The organism is Micromonospora echinospora (genome assembly GCF_900091495.1).
GTDB classification, from domain to species: domain Bacteria; phylum Actinomycetota; class Actinomycetes; order Mycobacteriales; family Micromonosporaceae; genus Micromonospora; species Micromonospora echinospora.
Map to the genome: position 1 here is coordinate 6,225,804 of NZ_LT607413.1, position 17,425 is coordinate 6,243,228.

Annotated in this window: 14 protein-coding genes; 7 read left to right on the forward strand and 7 right to left on the reverse strand. The window is 70.4% G+C overall.

All coding sequences use genetic code 11. The annotated features are described in order from the left end of the window. The first annotated feature begins 60 nt into the window (after positions 1 to 60). Complete coding sequence (locus GA0070618_RS26715) at positions 61 to 1,449, forward strand: IS701 family transposase (protein WP_088984081.1); 1,389 nt, start codon at positions 61 to 63, stop codon at positions 1,447 to 1,449. 109 nt (positions 1,450 to 1,558) lie between these two features. Here the strand turns inward: GA0070618_RS26715 and GA0070618_RS26720 are convergent, their stop codons facing one another. Next, entirely contained in the window at positions 1,559 to 2,821 is a 1,263-nt protein-coding gene (locus GA0070618_RS26720; protein WP_088984082.1) for an ROK family transcriptional regulator, read from the reverse strand. A gap of 291 nt (positions 2,822 to 3,112) precedes the next feature. On the opposite strand from GA0070618_RS26720, the gene GA0070618_RS26725 reads away from it, so the two are divergent. Both GA0070618_RS26725 and GA0070618_RS26730 read left to right on the forward strand, forming a co-directional pair. After that, positions 3,113 to 4,630, forward strand: coding sequence for a cellulase family glycosylhydrolase (locus GA0070618_RS26725; RefSeq protein ID WP_088984083.1), 1,518 nt, complete (start codon positions 3,113 to 3,115; stop codon positions 4,628 to 4,630). A gap of 818 nt (positions 4,631 to 5,448) precedes the next feature. Continuing rightward, on the forward strand, positions 5,449 to 6,255 hold the full coding sequence (locus GA0070618_RS26730) for an alpha/beta fold hydrolase (protein ID WP_088984084.1): 807 nt from the start codon (positions 5,449 to 5,451) through the stop codon (positions 6,253 to 6,255). Between the two features lie 502 nt (positions 6,256 to 6,757). Here GA0070618_RS26730 and GA0070618_RS26735 read toward each other — a convergent pair. Continuing rightward, on the reverse strand, positions 6,758 to 7,741 hold the full coding sequence (locus tag GA0070618_RS26735) for an NADP-dependent oxidoreductase (protein WP_088985868.1): 984 nt from the start codon (positions 7,739 to 7,741) through the stop codon (positions 6,758 to 6,760). 74 nt (positions 7,742 to 7,815) lie between these two features. On the opposite strand from GA0070618_RS26735, the gene GA0070618_RS26740 reads away from it, so the two are divergent. Next, the gene (locus GA0070618_RS26740; protein ID WP_197701651.1) at positions 7,816 to 8,811 is read left to right on the forward strand and encodes an AraC family transcriptional regulator; all 996 of its coding nucleotides are present in this window, start codon (positions 7,816 to 7,818) and stop codon (positions 8,809 to 8,811) included. A 204-nt stretch (positions 8,812 to 9,015) separates the two neighbouring features. Next, complete coding sequence (locus tag GA0070618_RS26745; protein WP_231931468.1) at positions 9,016 to 9,714, forward strand: TetR/AcrR family transcriptional regulator; 699 nt, start codon at positions 9,016 to 9,018, stop codon at positions 9,712 to 9,714. Here the strand turns inward: GA0070618_RS26745 and GA0070618_RS26750 are convergent. Genes GA0070618_RS26750 through GA0070618_RS26765 form a run of 4 tightly spaced genes read right to left on the reverse strand, consistent with a single transcriptional unit; the run spans position 9,700 to position 13,868 of the window. Beyond that, complete coding sequence (locus GA0070618_RS26750; protein WP_088985870.1) at positions 9,700 to 10,833, reverse strand: acyl-CoA dehydrogenase family protein; 1,134 nt, start codon at positions 10,831 to 10,833, stop codon at positions 9,700 to 9,702. The two genes, GA0070618_RS26745 and GA0070618_RS26750, sit on opposite strands and share 15 nt — an antisense overlap. Positions 10,834 to 10,864: 31 nt before the next feature. Next, positions 10,865 to 11,893 carry an LLM class F420-dependent oxidoreductase gene (locus GA0070618_RS26755; protein ID WP_088984086.1) on the reverse strand — a complete coding sequence of 343 codons (1,029 nt, stop codon included), beginning with the start codon at positions 11,891 to 11,893 and terminating at the stop codon, positions 10,865 to 10,867. Then, positions 11,893 to 13,050: a CaiB/BaiF CoA transferase family protein gene (locus GA0070618_RS26760; protein ID WP_088984087.1), complete on the reverse strand. Its 1,158-nt coding sequence runs from the start codon at positions 13,048 to 13,050 to the stop codon at positions 11,893 to 11,895. Before GA0070618_RS26760 ends, GA0070618_RS26755 begins: the two co-directional genes overlap by 1 nt. Continuing rightward, the gene (locus GA0070618_RS26765) at positions 13,047 to 13,868 is read right to left on the reverse strand and encodes an enoyl-CoA hydratase-related protein (RefSeq protein ID WP_088984088.1); all 822 of its coding nucleotides are present in this window, start codon (positions 13,866 to 13,868) and stop codon (positions 13,047 to 13,049) included. The genes GA0070618_RS26760 and GA0070618_RS26765 overlap by 4 nt, the downstream gene beginning before the upstream one ends. 97 nt (positions 13,869 to 13,965) lie before the next feature. On the opposite strand from GA0070618_RS26765, the gene GA0070618_RS26770 reads away from it, so the two are divergent. Then, positions 13,966 to 14,592: a GntR family transcriptional regulator gene (locus tag GA0070618_RS26770; RefSeq protein WP_231931469.1), complete on the forward strand. Its 627-nt coding sequence runs from the start codon at positions 13,966 to 13,968 to the stop codon at positions 14,590 to 14,592. Position 14,593: 1 nt separating this feature from the next. On the opposite strand, the gene GA0070618_RS26775 is transcribed toward GA0070618_RS26770, so the two are convergent. After that, the gene (locus GA0070618_RS26775) at positions 14,594 to 16,084 is read right to left on the reverse strand and encodes an aldehyde dehydrogenase family protein (RefSeq protein ID WP_088984090.1); all 1,491 of its coding nucleotides are present in this window, start codon (positions 16,082 to 16,084) and stop codon (positions 14,594 to 14,596) included. Between the two features lie 76 nt (positions 16,085 to 16,160). Here GA0070618_RS26775 and GA0070618_RS26780 point away from each other — a divergent pair, with 76 nt between their 5' ends. Continuing rightward, positions 16,161 to 17,312 (forward strand): acyl-CoA dehydrogenase family protein, encoded by a 1,152-nt coding sequence (locus GA0070618_RS26780; protein ID WP_088984091.1) that lies wholly within the window; start codon positions 16,161 to 16,163, stop codon positions 17,310 to 17,312. The last annotated feature ends 113 nt before the right edge of the window (positions 17,313 to 17,425 follow it).

Here is a 17,425-nt window from a genome sequence, read left to right on the forward strand (position 1 = left end):
TGTTAGGTCGTGTCGGTGTGTCGCTTGTATGAGCGGTTTGGTCATGTTTGGCTGCGGTGCGTGGATGATCGGGATCTCGTTCGGGTGCGGGCGCGGTTGGAGGACTTCGCGGCCGGGATCTTCGCGGGTTTGCGACGGTCGGATCAGCGGGCGACCGGTCTGCGGTATCTGCGTGGGCTGATGCTCGACGGCCGGCGGAAGTCGATGCAGCCGATGGCGGAACGGCTCGGGGTCGATCACCAGCAGTTGCAGCAGTTCCTGACCTCGTCCACCTGGGATGTCGCCGGGGTGCGGCGGCGGCTGGCGGCGGCCGCGGTCGACGTGGTGGCGCCTCAGGTGTGGGTGGTGGACGACACCGGGTTCCCCAAGGACGGCAAGGCCTCGGCGTGTGTGGCCCGGCAGTACTCCGGCACCCTCGGGAAGGTCGCCAACTGCCAGATCGCTGTCAGCGTCCACGCGGCGACCGACGCCGCCTCGGCGGTGCTGAACTGGCGGTTGTTCGTGCCGGAGTCCTGGGACGACACCTGCGTGGCCGGCCCGGGCGGCAAGCCGGCGAACGTGCACGCCCGCAGGCTGCGCCAGCAGCCGGTCACCCGCGACCAGGCCGGAGCGAAGAAACCACACACCCGTGTGCAGGTGCCGCCCGCCGAGCAGATCGAGCAGATCCTCCGGCGGCGGGCGGCGTCAAAGATCCCCGACACCGAGCGGTACCGGCCGAAGTGGCTGATGGCCCTGGAAATGCTCGACGAGCTGGCCGAGTGGGGACTGCGTCCTCCGCTGCTGACCGCCGACGCCGGCTACGGCCAGGCCGCCGAGTTCCGCCAGGGCCTGACCGAACGCGGCATCGGCTACATCGTGGCGACCACGTCGTCCACGACCGCTCAACCTGGCGACGCGCAACCCGTCGAGGTCCCCTACGCCGGAGTCGGCAAGCACCCCACACCGAAGTACTCCCAGCCCGCCCGCAGCCTGAAGGACCTCGCCCTCGCCCACGGCGCCGACGCGACACGTTCGGTGCGCTGGCGTGCCCGGCTACCCACACCCGACCGCGCCCCGGACCGGCCCGTCGGTGAGCTGTCCGGGCACTTCTTCGCGCTGCGGGTGCGTCCCGCCGGCCGGGCCGTACGACGCGGACCGCACCGCGGCGACGACGGTGTCCTGCCCGAATGCTGGCTGCTCGTGCAATGGCCTCCCGGCCAGGACGAGCCCAGCGACTACTGGCTGTCCGACCTGCCCGCCGACACATCCTTGACTGAACTGGTCCGCCTGGCCAAGAGCCGCTGGCGCGTCGAGCACGACTACCGCGAACTCAAGACCGCCCTCGGACTCGACCACTTCGAAGGCCGCTCCTGGATCGGCTGGCACCGCCACGTCACCCTCGCCGCAGCCGCCCAACTGTTCCTCACCCAACTACGGACGACACGCCCAAAAGCAGCAGGGCAAACCTGAGCCTCTACGCCGTCCTACGGCAACTGCAATACCTACTCGCGACCTGGCTCGGGTTCTGCCCCCTCTGCCACCAACTCGTCCCAACCTAACAAAGCACTACTAATGCGTGCTACACCATGGGGGTAGTGCGGTCGGCTGACGAGGCCGCCTGGGGCCGGACGAGTTCGCGTTGCAGGATCAGCACCGCGCCGCCGATGGCGGCCGCGTCGGACCCGTTGGCCGATGGCACGACGCGTACCGGATGGGCGCGGCGGGAGAACCAGCGCCGGTCGACCTCGGACTGGATGATGCTCTGGTAGATGCTGGCAGCCGAGCCGAACCCCGGCCCGGCCAGCACGATGAAGTCGAGGTCGAACAGGTTGGTCAGCGTGACGGCCGCTCCGCCGAGGTAACGGGCAGACCGTTCGACCAGGCTTCGTGCGATCGGGTCGCCGGAACTGGCCGCGGTCGTGATCTTCGAGAAGTCGACAAGAAAGTCGCCGCCCTGTGGGTCACGTCCCTTCGGGTCGAGGCCCAGTCGCCGGGCCAGGTTCGAGGTCGTCCAGGCCTGGCGCACCACGGCCTCGGGACCGGCCGAACGTTCCAGACATCCGGTGTTGCCGCAGGTGCACGGCGCGCCGTCGACGTCGATGGAGATGTGCCCGATTTCCACAGCGTTGGCGGAGCTGCCCCGGTAGACCTCACCGGCGACCACCACACCGCCACCGATGCCGGTGCCGGTGCCCAAGTAGATGCAGCCGTACGTGCTCGTCAGGTCGACCGTGCCCAACCAGTACTCGCCGATCGCGGCGGCGTTAGCGTCGTTGTCCAGCAGCACGGGCAGCCGCACGAGTTCGGCCATCCGTTCCGCGACAGGGTAGTCCAACCACTGCGGGTTCGGCTGCGGAGTCAACAACACCCCGGAACGCCAGTCCTGTGGGCCGTAGGTCACCAGGCCCAACCCCACCACGGCCGCCTTGTTCACCCCGGTCCCGGCGAGGAGGGCGTGAATCTCGTCGGCGAGCCGGGGCAACATGCGCTCCGGTGGCATGTGCGCGGCCCCGGGCAGCACCGCACGACAGACCGGTTGACCGGCCAGGTCGGCCACGACGATGACGCACGTGTTGCGTTCGAGGTGGACTCCAACGCCGTAGCGGGACGTCGGGTTGATCTGGAGGAGGGTACGCGGCTTGCCGCCGGTCGACGGCCCCCGTCCGGTTTCCCGGACGAGCCCCTCGACCAGCAGATCCCGGACGATGCGAGTGATCGCTGGCGACGTCAACCCCAGCCCAGCCGCCAGTTCCACCCGGCTGATGGTGCGGGCGGCCCGGATCATGTCCAGAGCCAGCCCGCGCGTGGTGGCAGCACCGCCGCCGGAGCGACCGACCGGCATGCCGTACTCCCTCGCTAGGGGCCCTCGGCGACAGGCCGTCAGGCAACACGCCGCCAACGTACCGCACGAGCAGCTACCGGCCGGTTACCCGGCTCCGTCCCGATTCCGTTGACTTAGCTGTGTTGATTAACTAAGGTTCATGGGAGCGCTTCCATCGATGAATGTCGAGTTCCTTGGGGTGGTGGCCGCTCGGTGACGCCGGCTGCCGGGACCGGTGCGGGCCGGGCCGGCTAGCGGTCCCGACCGCTGCAGAACACGCCCCGGGCAGCAGAATCGAAGGAGAGGAACCAGATGAGACATCGTCATGCCGTGCTGGCCGCCAGTGCCGCCGGAGTCCTGGCGCTCGGCAGCATGGCAGCGGTCACGTTGCCGGCGTCGGCGGCGACCACCGGATGCGCGGTCACCTACACCGTGGCGAGCCAGTGGCCCGACGGCTTCACCGCCAACATCACGATCACCAACCTCGGCTCCGCCGTTACCGGCTGGACGCTGGGGTTCACCTTCCCGAACGCGGCCCAGAGAGTCGGTCAGGGCTGGAGCGCCAAGTGGACCCAGTCCGGCAGCGAGGTCACCGCCACCAGCATGGCGTGGAACGGCTCACTGGACACGGGCTCGTCCACCTCCATCGGGTTCTCCGGAACGTGGCGCGGGACCAACCCGGTACCCGAATCGTTCGCGCTCAACGGCACCACCTGCACCGGCACGGTGACCACGCCGACGGCCAGCCCCACCACCGCGGACCCGTCGCCCACCGCGAGCAACCCCCCCGACCCCGGCGGACCCGCACCCAAGCTGCGGGTGTCGGGGAATAAGATCGTCACAGCGAGCGGACGGCCCTACCGCCTGCTCGGTGTCAGCCGGTCGAGCGGCGAGTACGCCTGCGTGCAGGGCAAGGGCCAGTGGGACGGCGGCCCGGTAGACCAGGCGTCGGTCGATGCCATGAAGACCTGGAACATCCACGCTGTCCGGATTCCGCTGAACGAGGAGTGCTGGCTCGGCGTCAATGGCACCCCGAGTGGTGCCATCTACCAACAGGGCGTGAAGGACTACGTCGACCTGCTAGTCGCCAACGGCATCAACCCCATCCTCGATCTGCACTGGACCTGGGGCGCCTACAGCACCGGGCCGGACTGGCACTGCAAGGACACCACCGCCACGTGCCAGAAGCCGATGCCCGACGCCCGGTACGCCCCACAGTTCTGGACCGGCGTGGCGAACACCTTCAAGGGCAACGACGCCGTCGTGTTCGACCTGTTCAACGAGCCCTACCCGGAGATCGGCGCGGATTGGAACAAGACCCTGGGATGGCAGTGTCTGCGCGACGGTGGCACCTGCGCCGGCATCCCCTACGAGGTAGCCGGCATGCAGGACCTGGTCGACGCGGTCCGCGCGACCGGCGCGACCAACATGCTCATGGTCGGCGGCCTGGAGTGGACCAACGACATGGGCCAGTGGCTGACGTACAAGCCGAGCGACCCGCTCGACAACATCGCCGCGTCCTGGCATGCGTACAGCTTCAACGCCTGCGCCAGCACGACCTGCTGGGACGCCACAATCGCCCCGCTGGCCGAGGAGGTGCCCGTGGTGCTCGGCGAGTTCGGACAGGACAACTGTGGTTACGACTACATGGACACGCTGATGGAGTGGGCCACCGCGCACGGCCTGTCTCACCTGGCGTGGACGTGGAACCCATGGGGGTGCAGCACCGGCGCCGTCCTTATCAAGGACTGGCAGGGCACCCCTGAACCTGGCGTCGGCGAGGGCTACCGGGCCCACCTGCTCAGTCAGGACCCGTACGCGACGCGGTAGGCGGGTCACCTCGCACCGCCCGGTACGACGCCGCCCCGGCCGGGTGCCACCATCCGGCCGGGGCGGCCGGCCCGCTCAGCCCAGCAGGTCGACTGCGGGAGGGGGAGAACCACCGCCACCCGCGTCCACGCCAAGATGCTGCGCAAGCCGGGGCAGCGGGTTCGGGAGTTGGCAGACGGGCCTGCGGCTCATGCAGAAGGCCGTGCGGGACGCGATGCGGACGCTCCGCAAGCACGATTGGGTGAACCGCAGCCCTCGGTGGAATCCACCCCGTGACCGAGTGGTCGCATGGCTGCGTGGAGGCCCTTCGCTGCCCCCGCTGCAACGGGTCGGTCAGCCGGCTGGCGAGCACATCCGCAAGGGCGGAGCCCCGGCAGGCCCCAGAACCACGACACCCGGCGTCGCGTACGCCGAGTCCCGATCGGAGATTCTGTGACCCACCTGCGTCTCGTGACCGTCCCCGCCCCGACCACCGGACCGAGGCCGATCGACCCGATCCTGATCGACGGGCACATGCTGAGTGCGGCTACGAGGGCGTCATTGATCGGCTGGTCGCGGCTGGAGCCGTACCTCCCGGCCCTGTTGACCTGGCCACCAGGCACGGCCAGCAGACCTGGATAATGGCGGCCCCTGTTGACCTACACCGAACTGCCGGACCAGCCCGGCTTCGCCGAACTGGTCGAGATCGAGCAGATTTCTGAGTACGACGACGGCCACGACTGTCCAGGCACGGCCACAAACGGGTTCTGGCACGGTACAAGCCGGCGCGCGGCGGGTTGGCGACAGCGGCCGGAGCGTGCCGACGGCAGAGTGGGCCCATGGACGACGAGTCGTGGACGCGGGACGGGATACGGGTACGCGGTGGTGGGCCGGCCATCGGCGACGGGGCCGGGCAGCCGGTCCTTCTGCTGCTGCACGGACTGGCCGCCAACGGCGCGGTGTGGGACGGGTGGCGGCCGGTGCTCCGGCGGCACTGGCCGGGCCGGTGGCTCGCGCCCGACCTGCCCGGTCACGGCGGCTCGGACCCGCTCGACGACTACACGTTCCACAGGTTGGCCGCCGGGGTCGCCCGCATCCTCGATCCGGGGCAACGGCTGGTCGTCCTCGGCCACTCGCTGGGCGGCGTACTCGGGTTGACCCTGGCCGGTGACAAGTTCGCCCTGCCGATCGAAGCCGTCGTCGGCCTGGGCGTCAAGGTCGCGTGGAGCGAGGAGGAACTGACCCGGTTCGCGGCACTGGCCCAACGTCCGGTCACCTGGTTCGACTCCCGGCCCGAGGCCGCCGCCCGCTACCTGCGAATTGCGGGCCTGGACGGACTCCTCGACCCGGCCTCCCCCACCGTCGACGCCGGTCTACGCTCCGACGACGGCCGATGGCGGCTGGCGCTGGATTCCTCGGCGTTCGCCGTGGGCGCGCCGGACATGGTGGAGCTACTGGCGGGATCACGGGCCGAGGTGACGCTAGCCCGGGGAGAACGCGACCAGATGGTCAGCCGCGAGCAGTTGACCCGGCTGGTCCCGGCACCGGTCACCCTGCCCGGGCTCGGCCACAACGCCCACGTCGAGGACCCGGCCGCCGTGTTCGGGCTGCTCAGTCCGTGTCTGGACGGAGTCGAACGGCCCTGACGTATCCGGCGAAGAGTGAACCCGGCCCGGACTCGCCGAACGTGGGGGCCGGGCGGCAGGGGAAACAGACGGACGGCCCCATCGACGGCGGGTGGGAACCACGCTGGCGATCAGCAGCGCGGCCTGGGCCACGACGCCGTGCCGTGACCCCGGGCCACACAGACCGTCAGAGCAGGACTGGGCGGAACTCCCGGTGGCCCGACCCATCCGACAGTTTTCGTTCAACGTCACCGTGATCGTGGTGACCTGCTCGGGGCCGGTGCCAGGAACTCCGCCAGGTCGAACGGCTCCCCCTGAGCCGGGCCTCCCGGCGGGTGGGGTCGGCCCATGCGTCACGCGCCGTCCCGTCCGCCCGGTGGAGTCCGTCCCGGATCGGCAGGTTCTCCGCCAGCCGCAGCCGGCTGATCACGCTGGTCATCCTCTCGTCTTCGGGACGATCGGCCGGCGGTCGTACAGACCCCGGGGGCACGCGTCCACCCTGTGAGCACCGGAACGAGGTCAGTCACGCACGACCGGGACAGAGTCGCTGAGCTTGTGGAAGGAGGATGAGTTTGCCGCCGGGTCGCCCGGATCGGCTGAGTTCGGCGGCCTCCTGAATGTCCTCGAGAGCGAAGGTACGTGCGATCGAGACGGACAGGACGCCGTCCCCGGCCAGTCGGGCGATCTCGTCGAGCAGGTCGTAACGCATGTCGATCTGAGTGGTCCGGGTGCCGAGTTCGGCCGCGGCGGCGAGGTCCGAGATGGTCAGGACCAGGTCGGGGTCGCCGGTCAGCCTGATCAGGGCCGGCAGGGAGCCACCAGCCGGGCTGACGTCGCCGGGGCGGTCGGCCCGGCCTCCGGACGGGGTGGCGTCCAGGGCGCGGTCGATGCGGTCGGCCGCCAGGGCGGTCACACGCTCGGTCATGCCGTCGCCGTAGCCGGTCACGGTGGCCCCAGCCGCTCGCAGAGCGGCGGCCTTGGCCGGTCCGGCGGTGGCGATCACCTGGATGCCGCGGTGCAGTGCGAGGCGTACTGCCGCTTCGCCGACGGTGGAGCCCGCGCCGTGGACGAGTAGCATCTCGCCCGGCCGGATACCGAGGTCGTCGAGGGCGCGCCACGCCGTCTCGGCGGCCATCGGCAACGCGGCGGCCTCTTCGTCGGTGACTCCCTGGGGAATGCGTGCCCAGGTGGCCATCAGCGCGTGTTCGGCGGCGCCGGCTGTCGGGCCGTCGTGGGGCACAGGCCCGAACATCCGGTCGCCGATCTCGACGCCCGCCACGCCCTCGCCGAGCGCGTCGACGATGCCGGAGACCTCAAGCCCGAGGCCGCGCGGCGGTGGCGGCAGGCGGTCGGCGAAGAGTCCACCGACATTCGCCCAGTCGGCAGGATTCAGGCCGCACGCCCGTACCGCGATCCGGATCTGGCCGGGGGCTGGATCGGGCCTCGGGACGTCGCGCAGCACGATGACCTCGGGGGTTCCAAATCGGTCGAACTGCAGAGCCCTCATGCGGTGACGCCGATCTCGCCGATCGTCGGTGGCCACCAGGGGCCGCTTCGTCTTGTCGATCATGTCGAAACCGTATGGGGCTGACTCTGACTCAATCGATGCTCTCGTGGGTCAACTACTTAACCTTGTGCGTCATGGACGTGGTGAGTGATGTGCTGAGGGTGACCGGGGTACGTGGCACGCTCGGGGCGCGTGTCGAGGCTGGCGGACGGTGGGCCGTCGCAGGAGAGGAGGGCTCGGCGGCGGGTCTGCACGCCATCACGGCGGGCGAGGCTTGGCTGACCCCTGCGGAGCACCCGCCGCTGCGGCTCCGCGCCGGCGATGTCGTTCTGCTCGCGGCAGGAGTCCGCTACGTGCTGGGTGACGCGCCCGGCTCGCCGGTGACGGCATGTGATCCGGCCGAGCTGACCCGGTCCCGGCGGACCGGGCAGCCGGTCCGGTTCGGGACCGAGGCCCCGGACACCAGGATCATCACCATCGCCTACGACTGCGACCCCACCGTACGGACCCAGCTTCTGTTCGCTTTGCCCGAGCTGATGCATGTCCGCGGCGGCACCGGCGCGGACGGCCTCGACGGCACCGTGCGTATGCTCCACGACGAACTCGCCCACCCGCAGCTCGCCACCACCGCGGTGCTCGCCTCCCTTGTCGACATCGTCCTGATCCAGGTGCTGCGCGCCTGGCTGCCCACCCGCGCCGGCGAACGCCGTGGCACCTGGCTGGGCATGATGGGTGACCCGGTGGTCCATCGCGCGTTGCAGCACCTGCATGCCGATCCTGCCCGCCGATGGACCACCGAAGCCCTCGCTGCCGCGGTCGCCGTCTCCCGGTCGACCCTTACCCGCCGCTTTCCCGCAGCTGTCGGCCAGGGGCCCGCGACCTATCTCACCCAATGGCGACTGGACCTCGCAGCGCGTCGGCTGACCACAACCGATCAGTCCGTCGAATCTATCGCTGCCGCCGTCGGCTACCACTCCGTGCCGGCGTTCAGCCGTGCCTTCGCCCGTTCTCACGGTGCCGCGCCGGGCCGTTACCGAACGATGCGCCGCCGCTACGACAACGTCTCATGAAACAGTCGCCTTGAGTACCCTACGGCGCCGCGTCATCGTCGGCCGTCACCGCGCGAGCATCATCGCCCGCTACGGCGGGTAGGCCACACAGCACTCGAAGTTCCGGGTGCATGGTTGGTACCGTGATGCAGGACTCGCGTCAACGTACCTCACGAGAGGGCAGCCATGGCCCGGACCGTCCCCGCGAACGCATCATCCCCCGGTGTGTCCGGGGCCGGTCACGACGGGCGCGCCGTAGAACTGCTGGGGACCCCGTCCGGCTCGGAGTCGCTGCTGGAACGTGCCTTCACTGAGGCGCTCGAACACGCCGACGACAACGACGATGTCACCATGCGGGTTCTCGACGCCGCCTACGAGCAGTTCTGCCGCATGGGCGTCCGGCGGTCCACCATGGAGGACGTGGCCCGGCGGGCCGGCGTCTCCCGGATCACGGCGTACCGCCGGTTCGCCACCAAGGACCGGCTGGTCGAGCAGGTGGTGCGCCGGGAGTTCCGCCGGTACTTCGACCAGTTTCTCATCGACATCCAGCAGGCCGCGACCGTCGGTGACCGGGTGGTGCTGGGCTTCGTCAGCGCCCTGCAGGCCATCCGCCGTAACCCGCTGATCGGGGGCCTGATGACCGCCGAACCGGACGTGATCATCCCCTCGATGATCAGCGACGGCGGACGGACGTTGGCCACGGTGCAACGGTTCGTCGCCGGCCAACTCCGCCGCGAACAACACGCCGGCAACATCTCCGAGACGGTGGACGTCGAGGTGGTGGCCGAACTGATGACGCGGCTGTCCTGCTCCTTCCTGCTCACTCCCAGCCACGTCGTCGATCTCGACGACACCGAACAGCTGCGCGCCGTGGCCCGGCGGTTCCTCGTGCCCATGCTGGAGTACGGTTCACAGGCCCAGTGACCGGCCGATCACCTCTTTCATGATCTCCGTGGTGCCGCCGTAGATCGTCTGGACGCGGGCGTCCAGATACGCCTTGGCCACCGGGTACTCGCGCATGTAGCCGTAGCCGCCGTGCAACTGCAGGCAACGGTCGACGGTGCGGTGCTGCAGCTCGGTGCACCACCATTTCGCCATCGCCGCCGTCTCCGCCGTGAGGGCGGGCTCGACCAGGCACTGGTCGACGAAGACACGGCCGAGGCGCAGTTCGGTGGCGAGTTCGGCCAGCACGAACCGGTTGTGCTGAAACGTGCCGATGGGTCGGCCGAAGGCCTGGCGCTGCTTGCAGTAGTCCAGGGTCTGCTCGAACACCGCCTCGGCACCGGCGAGCGCCGCGACGGCGATCGACAGCCGCTCGAAGGGAAGGTTGCGCATCAGGTAGGCGAAGCCCTCGCCCTCCACGCCGAGGAGATTGGCGGCGGGCACCCGGACGTCGGCGAAGAACAGTTCGGCCGTGTCCTGCGCCTTCTGCCCGATCTTGTCGAGGTTGCGGCCCCGCTCGAAGCCGGCCATGCCCCGCTCGACCACCAGCAGACTGATCCCCCGGTGCCCCGCTGCCGGGTCGGTGCGGGCCACGACGATGACCACGTCGGCCAGGATGCCGTTGCTGATGAAGGTCTTCTGCCCGTTGAGGACGTAGCTGTCTCCGTCGCGCACCGCGGTGGTCGTGATTCCCTGTAGGTCGCTGCCGGCACCGGGTTCGGACATGGCGATCGCGGTGATGATGTCGCCGGAGCAGAAACCCGGCAGCCACCGCTGCTTCTGCTCGTCGTTGGTCAGGTCGGTGAGGTACGGCCCGATGATGTCGTTGTGCAGGCCGAACGCCGGGCCGCTCGCGCCCGCCCGGGCCAGTTCCTCGGTGAGGATGGCGCCGAAGCGCCGGTCGGTCACCCCGCCGCCGCCGTACCGTTCGTCGACGAACAAGCCCAGCAGACCGGCAGCGCCGGCGGCCCGCCACACGCTGCGGTCGACGATGCCGTCGGCTTCCCAGCGGTCATGGTGCGGTGCGATCTCCCGGTCGATGAAGGCGCGTACGAGTTCGGTGAACGCGAGGTGGTCGGCGGAGAAGATGGTGCGGTCCACCATGTGCGTCAGCTCCTTGCTGAACTGGTCCCTACCGGGCCATGTCCTTGACGGTGGCGATGAGGCGCTGCGGTTCGGGACCCAGCGGCGTGACGTTGAGGATCGTGACGCCGGCGTCGCGATAGGCCTGGACGCGGTCCCGCACGTAGCTCTCCGGCCCGATGAGGCTGGTACGTTCCAATAGCTCCGCCGGCACCGCCGCAGCTGCCTCCGTCTTACGGCCAGCCAGGTAGAGGTCCTGGATATGGTCCGCCTCGGCGGCGTAGCCGTAGCGGCACAGCAGGTCGTGGTAGAAGTTGCGGCCCTTGGCGCCCATACCGCCGACGTACAGGGCGATCAGCGGCCGGGCGAGGTCGCGCAGGCCGGTCACGTCCGGGCCGATGGCCAGCGGACCGCCGGCCACGATCTCGAGCGGCCCGAGATCGCCGGGCCGCTTGGCCCGGCCGGCCGCCAACGCGGCACCCCAGACATCGGCCGCACGCTCGGGGTCGAAGAGGAACGGCAGCCACCCGTCGGCGAGCTCGGCGGTCATCCGTACGTTCTTGTCGCCCAGGCTCGCCACGTGGATCGGGATGCGGTCGCGGACCGGGTGGGTGAGGATCTTCAGCGGCTTGCCGAGGCCGGTGCCTTCCCCGGCGGGCAGCGGCAGCTGGTAGATGCCGTCATGGACCAGCGTCTCGCGTCGCCACACCTGCCGGCAGATCCGGATCACCTCGCGCGTCCGGGTGAGCGGCCGGTCGTAGGCGACGCCGTGCCATCCCTCGATCACCTGTGGTCCGGACGCGCCCAGGCCGAGGATCGCGCGGCCGCCCGAGATCGCGTCCAGGCCGGCCGCGGTCTGTGCCAGCAGCGCCGGGGTCCGGGAGTAGATGGGCAGGATGGCGGAGCCGATCTGCATCCGGGTGGTCTTCGCGGCGAGGTAGCCCATGATGGTCGGCGCGTCGAAGCCGTAGGCCTCCGACACCCAGACCACGTCGAGGCCGTCCTGTTCCCAGGCGGCCACGGCGTCCGCGCCGCTCCTGGGGTCCGTGGCATAGGCCAGCGGTGTCGCGATACGCATCAGCGGGCTCCCTGTGTCTGGCTGACGGCGCCGTTGTCCAGCCACTGCCGCAGGTGTGCGGCAAGGCCCCATTCGGTGAGCACGGTCTCGGTGTCCGCGCCCGGCACGGGCGGGCTGCCGCCGATCACCCCCGGTGTCCGCGACAGGCGGGGCGCCACCGCGGGCTGCCGAAGGCCGAAGTGCTCCTCGAACGTCGCGCGCGCCACCAGGTGCGGATGGCGCTGTGCCTCGGCGAGCGACAGCACCGGCGCCACGCAGGCGTCGGTGCCCTCGAACACGGTGGTCCACTCGTCGCGGGTGCGACCGGCGAAGACCTCCGCGAAACGCGCGCGGAGCACCGGCCACCCGGCGACGTCGTGCTGGGCCGGCAGGTCCGCGTCGGCCAGCCCGAGCAGCCGCAGCAGCTCGGCGTAGAACTGGGGTTCCAGCGCGCCGACGGCCATGTGCCCGCCGTCGGCGGTCGCGTAGACGTCGTAGAACGGTGCCCCGCCGTCGAGCAGGTTGCGGCCACGCTCGGGTTGCCAGGCGCCGTCGGCGAGCAGACCGGCGAACATCGTGGTGAGGTGGGCCGTGCCGTCGACGATGGCGGCGTCGACGACCTGTCCGCGGCCGGTGGTCCCGGCCACGTGCAGCGCTGCCAGGCAGCCGACGACGAGGTAGAGCGCGCCACCACCGAAGTCACCGACGAGGTTGAGCGGGATCTGAGGCGGCCCGCCCGGGCGGCCGATCGGGTGGAGTGCCCCGGCGACGGCGATGTAGCCGATGTCGTGACCGGCGGCGCGGGCCAGCGGCCCCTGCTGTCCCCATCCGGTCATCCGTCCGTAGACGAGGCCCGGGTTGCGCTCCAGCGCGGCCTGCGGCCCGATGCCCAGCCGTTCGGCCACCCCGGGACGCCAGCCCTCGATCACGATCGCGGCCCGGTCGGCCAGTCCGAGGACCACCTCGGCCCCGTCGGGATGCTTCAGGTCCACGACGACCGACCGCTTGCCCCGGTTGAGCAGGTCCCGCCTCGGGTCGCCGGCCGACAGCGCGCCCGGCTCCGGGCGGTCGACCCGGACGACGTCGGCCCCCAGGTCAGCCAGCAGCATCGCCGCGAACGGTCCTGGGCCGATCCCGGCGAGCTCCAGGACCCGGACCCCGGCCAGCGGGCCGCTCATGCGCCGGCCCGGGCGGCGAAGCGGGGAGCACGCCCCTCGAGCTGGCTGGCGAGTGCCTCACCGAAGTCGGCCCCGGCGAGGGATGCGGCCATGAGCCGGCCGGCGTCGGCGGCCGCCTCGGCGGCTCCGGTCTCCAGGCCCGACCACACCTGCCGCCGGATCACCGCCATGGAGGCCGGCGAGCAGTGCGCGGCGAGAGCGGCGGCATAGGCTTGTGCCTCGGCCAGCACCTCGTCGCGTGGGAGCACCCGTTGCGCCAGTCCGATCCGGAACGCCTCCGCCGCGTCGATCTTGCGGCCGGACACCAGCAGATCCAGCGCGTTGCCCACGCCGACCAGCCGGGGCAGTAGCCAGGCGCTGCCGTACTCGGCGATGAGGCCGAGCCGGCTGAACGCGGTGGACAGGCGGGCCTGCGCCGACAGGAACCGCACGTCGGCATACAGTGCGTGGACCAGGCCGAGGCCCGCGGCACCGCCGTTGACCGCCGCGACGATCGGCGTTCCCAGCGTCATCGGCAGATGTGGTGCGAAGCCGAACTCGTCCATGAGCCGGTCGCGGTGGCGCTCGTCGAGCAGCGCCTGCAGCGCCTCCGGGTCGGCGCCCGCGCAGAACCAGTCGCCCGCGCCGGTCACCACGATCGCCCGCACCTGCGGATCCGCGTCGGCGGCCCGCAGTGCCGCGTAGTAGTCGCGGAACATGTCCAGGGTCATCGTGTTCCGCTGGTCGGGCCGGTCGAACCAGATGGTGCGGACTCCGGCGCGGGTGGTGGCCCGCAAACCACAACCGGCCGGTTCGGCCTCAAGCACGGACAAGCTCATCAGCGCATCCCTTGTGACATCTGATATTTGATACTCTCATTCGGTGGCGGCGCGAAGCAAGATCCAGGACGTTTCTCATCCTCAACTGTCCGAGACGGTGGCGAGTCTGTTGCGTGACCGGATCATGTCCGGCCAGCTGCGTCCCGGTGAGCGGATCCGGCTCGAGGAGGTCGCCCAGGAGACCGGGCTGAGCATCACGCCGGTGCGCGAGGCCCTGCTGATGCTGCGCGCGGAGGACATGGTCGAGCTGCAGCCCCGCCGCGGTCACGTGGTCGCGCCGCTGTCCAGGCAGGACATCATGGACATGTTCGGCCTGCAGGGCGACGTCGCCGGTGAGCTCGCCGCCCGGGTCGCCGTCACCATCACGCCGGACCAGCTCGACGACCTGCGGCAGCAGCACGAACGGCTGCGTCGGGCCGCCCAGGCCAGGCAGATCAGCCGGGTCGAACAGCTCGAGTTCGAGTTCCACCGCAGCATCAACCGGCTGGCCGACGCCCGCAAGCTGTCCTGGCTGCTGCGGACCGCGACGCGCTACACGCCGTCGCGGTTCTACGCGGCCAACCCCGAGTGGCGGGCGGGCATGGTCGCCGATCACGAGGCCCTGCTCAGCGCGCTCGAGGCCCGCGACCCGGTCGCCGTCCGGCCGGTCATGGCCCGCCACTTCACCGATGGTGCCGAGCGGTTGATCAAGCATCTCGACGGTCTGGGGGTGTGGAACGGTTGAGTCACCGGCGACCATGACGCCACTTGAACATCGCCAACGAGGCCCGCATGGCGGAAGCGGCCGGCTGCAACGTCATCACGTCGATCGGTGGCCGGAACCGCTGCCACGTGACCGACCGGGGCCGGCTGAACTCGCGCAGACCGTCCGCGCCGTGGACCCGTCCGAAACCCGAGTCGCCGACGCCGCCGAAGGGCAGTGACGGCACGCCGGCGTACCCGAGCACCGAGTTGACCGACACCGCACCCGCCCGCAGCCGTGCGGCGAGCGCCAGTCCGCGACGGCGATGCCGCGTGAAGATCGAGCCGGAGAGCCCGTAGGTGGTCGCGTTCGTCCGGCGCAGCGCCTCGTCGGCGTCGGCCACCGGATTGACCACCAGCACCGGCCCGAACGTCTCGTCGGTGACCGCCGTGCTGTCCTCGGGAACCTCGGCCAGCAGCACCGGCTCGACGAACGGGGGCCGCACCGAACTCGCGTCACCGACCACCGCCCGGGCGCCCCGGTCGATCGCGTCGGTGATGTGGCTCAGCACGACGCCGGGCTGGGCCGGTGTGCTCATCGGCCCGTACGGCGCGTCCGGCTCGGCACCCGGCCGGACCTGCCGCACCAGATCGGCCAGTTTGGCCAGGAACGGCTCGTACACGGCCTGCTCGACGTAGACGCGCTCGACTCCGGCGCATGTCTGCCCGGCGTTACCCAGGCCGCCGAACACAGCCGCCTGGGCAGCCGCGTCGAGGTCGGCGTCGGCCGTGACGATGAGCGCGTCCTTGCCTCCGCCCTCGATCACGACGGGGATCAGGCTCTCGGCGCAGGCGGCCATGACCGCACGCCCCGTCGCGGCCGATCCGGTGAACGCGATCTTGTCGACGGCAGCGCGGCACAGCGCGGCCCCGGTCGTGCCGTCACCGGTGACGACCTGGAGGACCGGTCGGTCGGGAAGCAGTTCACTCCAGCGCTGCGCCAGCCACGCACCGACGCCCGAGGTGAACTCGCTGGGCTTGAACACCACCGCGTTGCCGGCCGCCAACGCATGGGATATCGCCCCCATCGGCGTGTAGACGGGGTAGTTCCACGGCCCGATCACACCGACGACACCGTACGGCACGTACTCCACGGAGCTGGCCTGGTTGAACGCGAGCAGGCCGGAGGAGACCGCCCGCCGTCTCAGCACCCGCCGGGCGTGTCGGGCGGCCCAGTCCAGGTGCTCGACGGCGAGCATCACCTCCAGCTGGGCCCCCGCGACCGTCTTGCCGGTCTCGCTCCGGACGAGGTCGGCCAGCTCGTCGATGCGGCTCGCGACGAGTGCCTTGTACGCGAGCAGATGACGCCGGCGGTGCCGGGCGTCCAGGCTGGCCCACCAGTGTGCGGCGTCGCGCGCGTGTTGGACGGCGGTGCGGACCGCGGCTTCGTCGGCTATGTCGTGGTCGGCGCGGGACTCGCCGGTTATCGGGTCGACGACGTGGAGCCGGCGGGGGTGCTCGACGAGGGACGTCATCGGCGGCCTCCTGACATTTGATATTCGATAGTCTAGCCTTGCTGTCAATCCCCGTTGTAACGCTGGAGGTGCAGCCGTGGAATGGAGCGACGAGCAACGATCACTTGTCGCGGCCGTGCAGGACTTCTGCCGCCGCGAGGCCGGAACCCGTGAGCAGCGGCAGAAACTGACCAACGGCGGACGGGAGACCCACAGCCCGGAGCTGTACCGCAAGATGGCCGACCTCGGCTGGCTGGGCCTGTCGCTGCCGGAGGAGTTCGACGGCGGCGGCGCGGGCATGGTGGAGCTGTGCCTCTTCCTGGAGGAGACCGCCAGAGCGATGGCGCCGATCGGCGGCTTCACCACGTCGATCATCGTCGCCGCCACCTACCAGCGCTTCGGTTCACCGGAACAGAAGAAGCTCATCCTGGGTGGGGTGGCCCGCGGGGTCATCGAGGCGGTCGCGATGTCCGAGCCCGAGGCCGGCTCGGACGTGGCCAACCTGAGCTGCCGCGCCGAACGCCGGGACGACGGGTTCGTGATCAACGGCCAGAAGACCTGGTGTTCCAACGCCCATCTCGCCGAGCACATCCTGCTGGTCGCCCGTACATCGGGCCGGGCCGGCGACCACGACGGCCTGACCATGTTCCTGGTCCCCGCCACGGCACCCGGACTGACCATCTCCGGTATCGAGACCATGGGCGGCCGCGAGGTAAACGACCTCTACTTCGCCGACTGCGTGCTGCCCGCCGACGCCGTGGTCGGCCAGGTCGACCACGGCTGGCGGCAGTTGATGGCCGGGCTCAACATGGAACGGCTGATCCTCGCCAGCGCGATGCTCGGCACCGCGCAGCGCGCGTTCGACGACGTCGTGGACTACGTCAGGAACCGGCGCCAGTTCCGCCGGCCGATCGGGTCGTTCCAGGTGATCCGGCACCGCCTGGCCGACCTGGCCACCGAGATCGAGTGCGCCCGGCTACTCGTCTACCACACCGCCGCCCAGGTCGACCGGTCGCCGGACACCGTGCTACCCCGGGAGAGCTCGATGGCGAAACTCAAGGCCACCGAGACCGCCCGCCGGGTCGCCCTGGATGCGATGCAGATGATGGGCGGTTACGGGTACGCGACCGAGTTCGACATGGAGCGCCTGGTCCGCTCCTCGATCGTGTCCACCGTCTACGGCGGCACCAGCGAGATCCAGCGCGAGATCATCGCGAAGACCTACGGACTGTCCGACCAGTTGCGGTGACGCCTGTCGGCGGACACCTTCGCCGCGCGGATGCCCCGGCCGGTGAGTGCGTCGAACACTCGCCGGCCGTACTGTCCGTCGGTTCGGATCCGCCCGCCGGGTCCTCCGTCGCT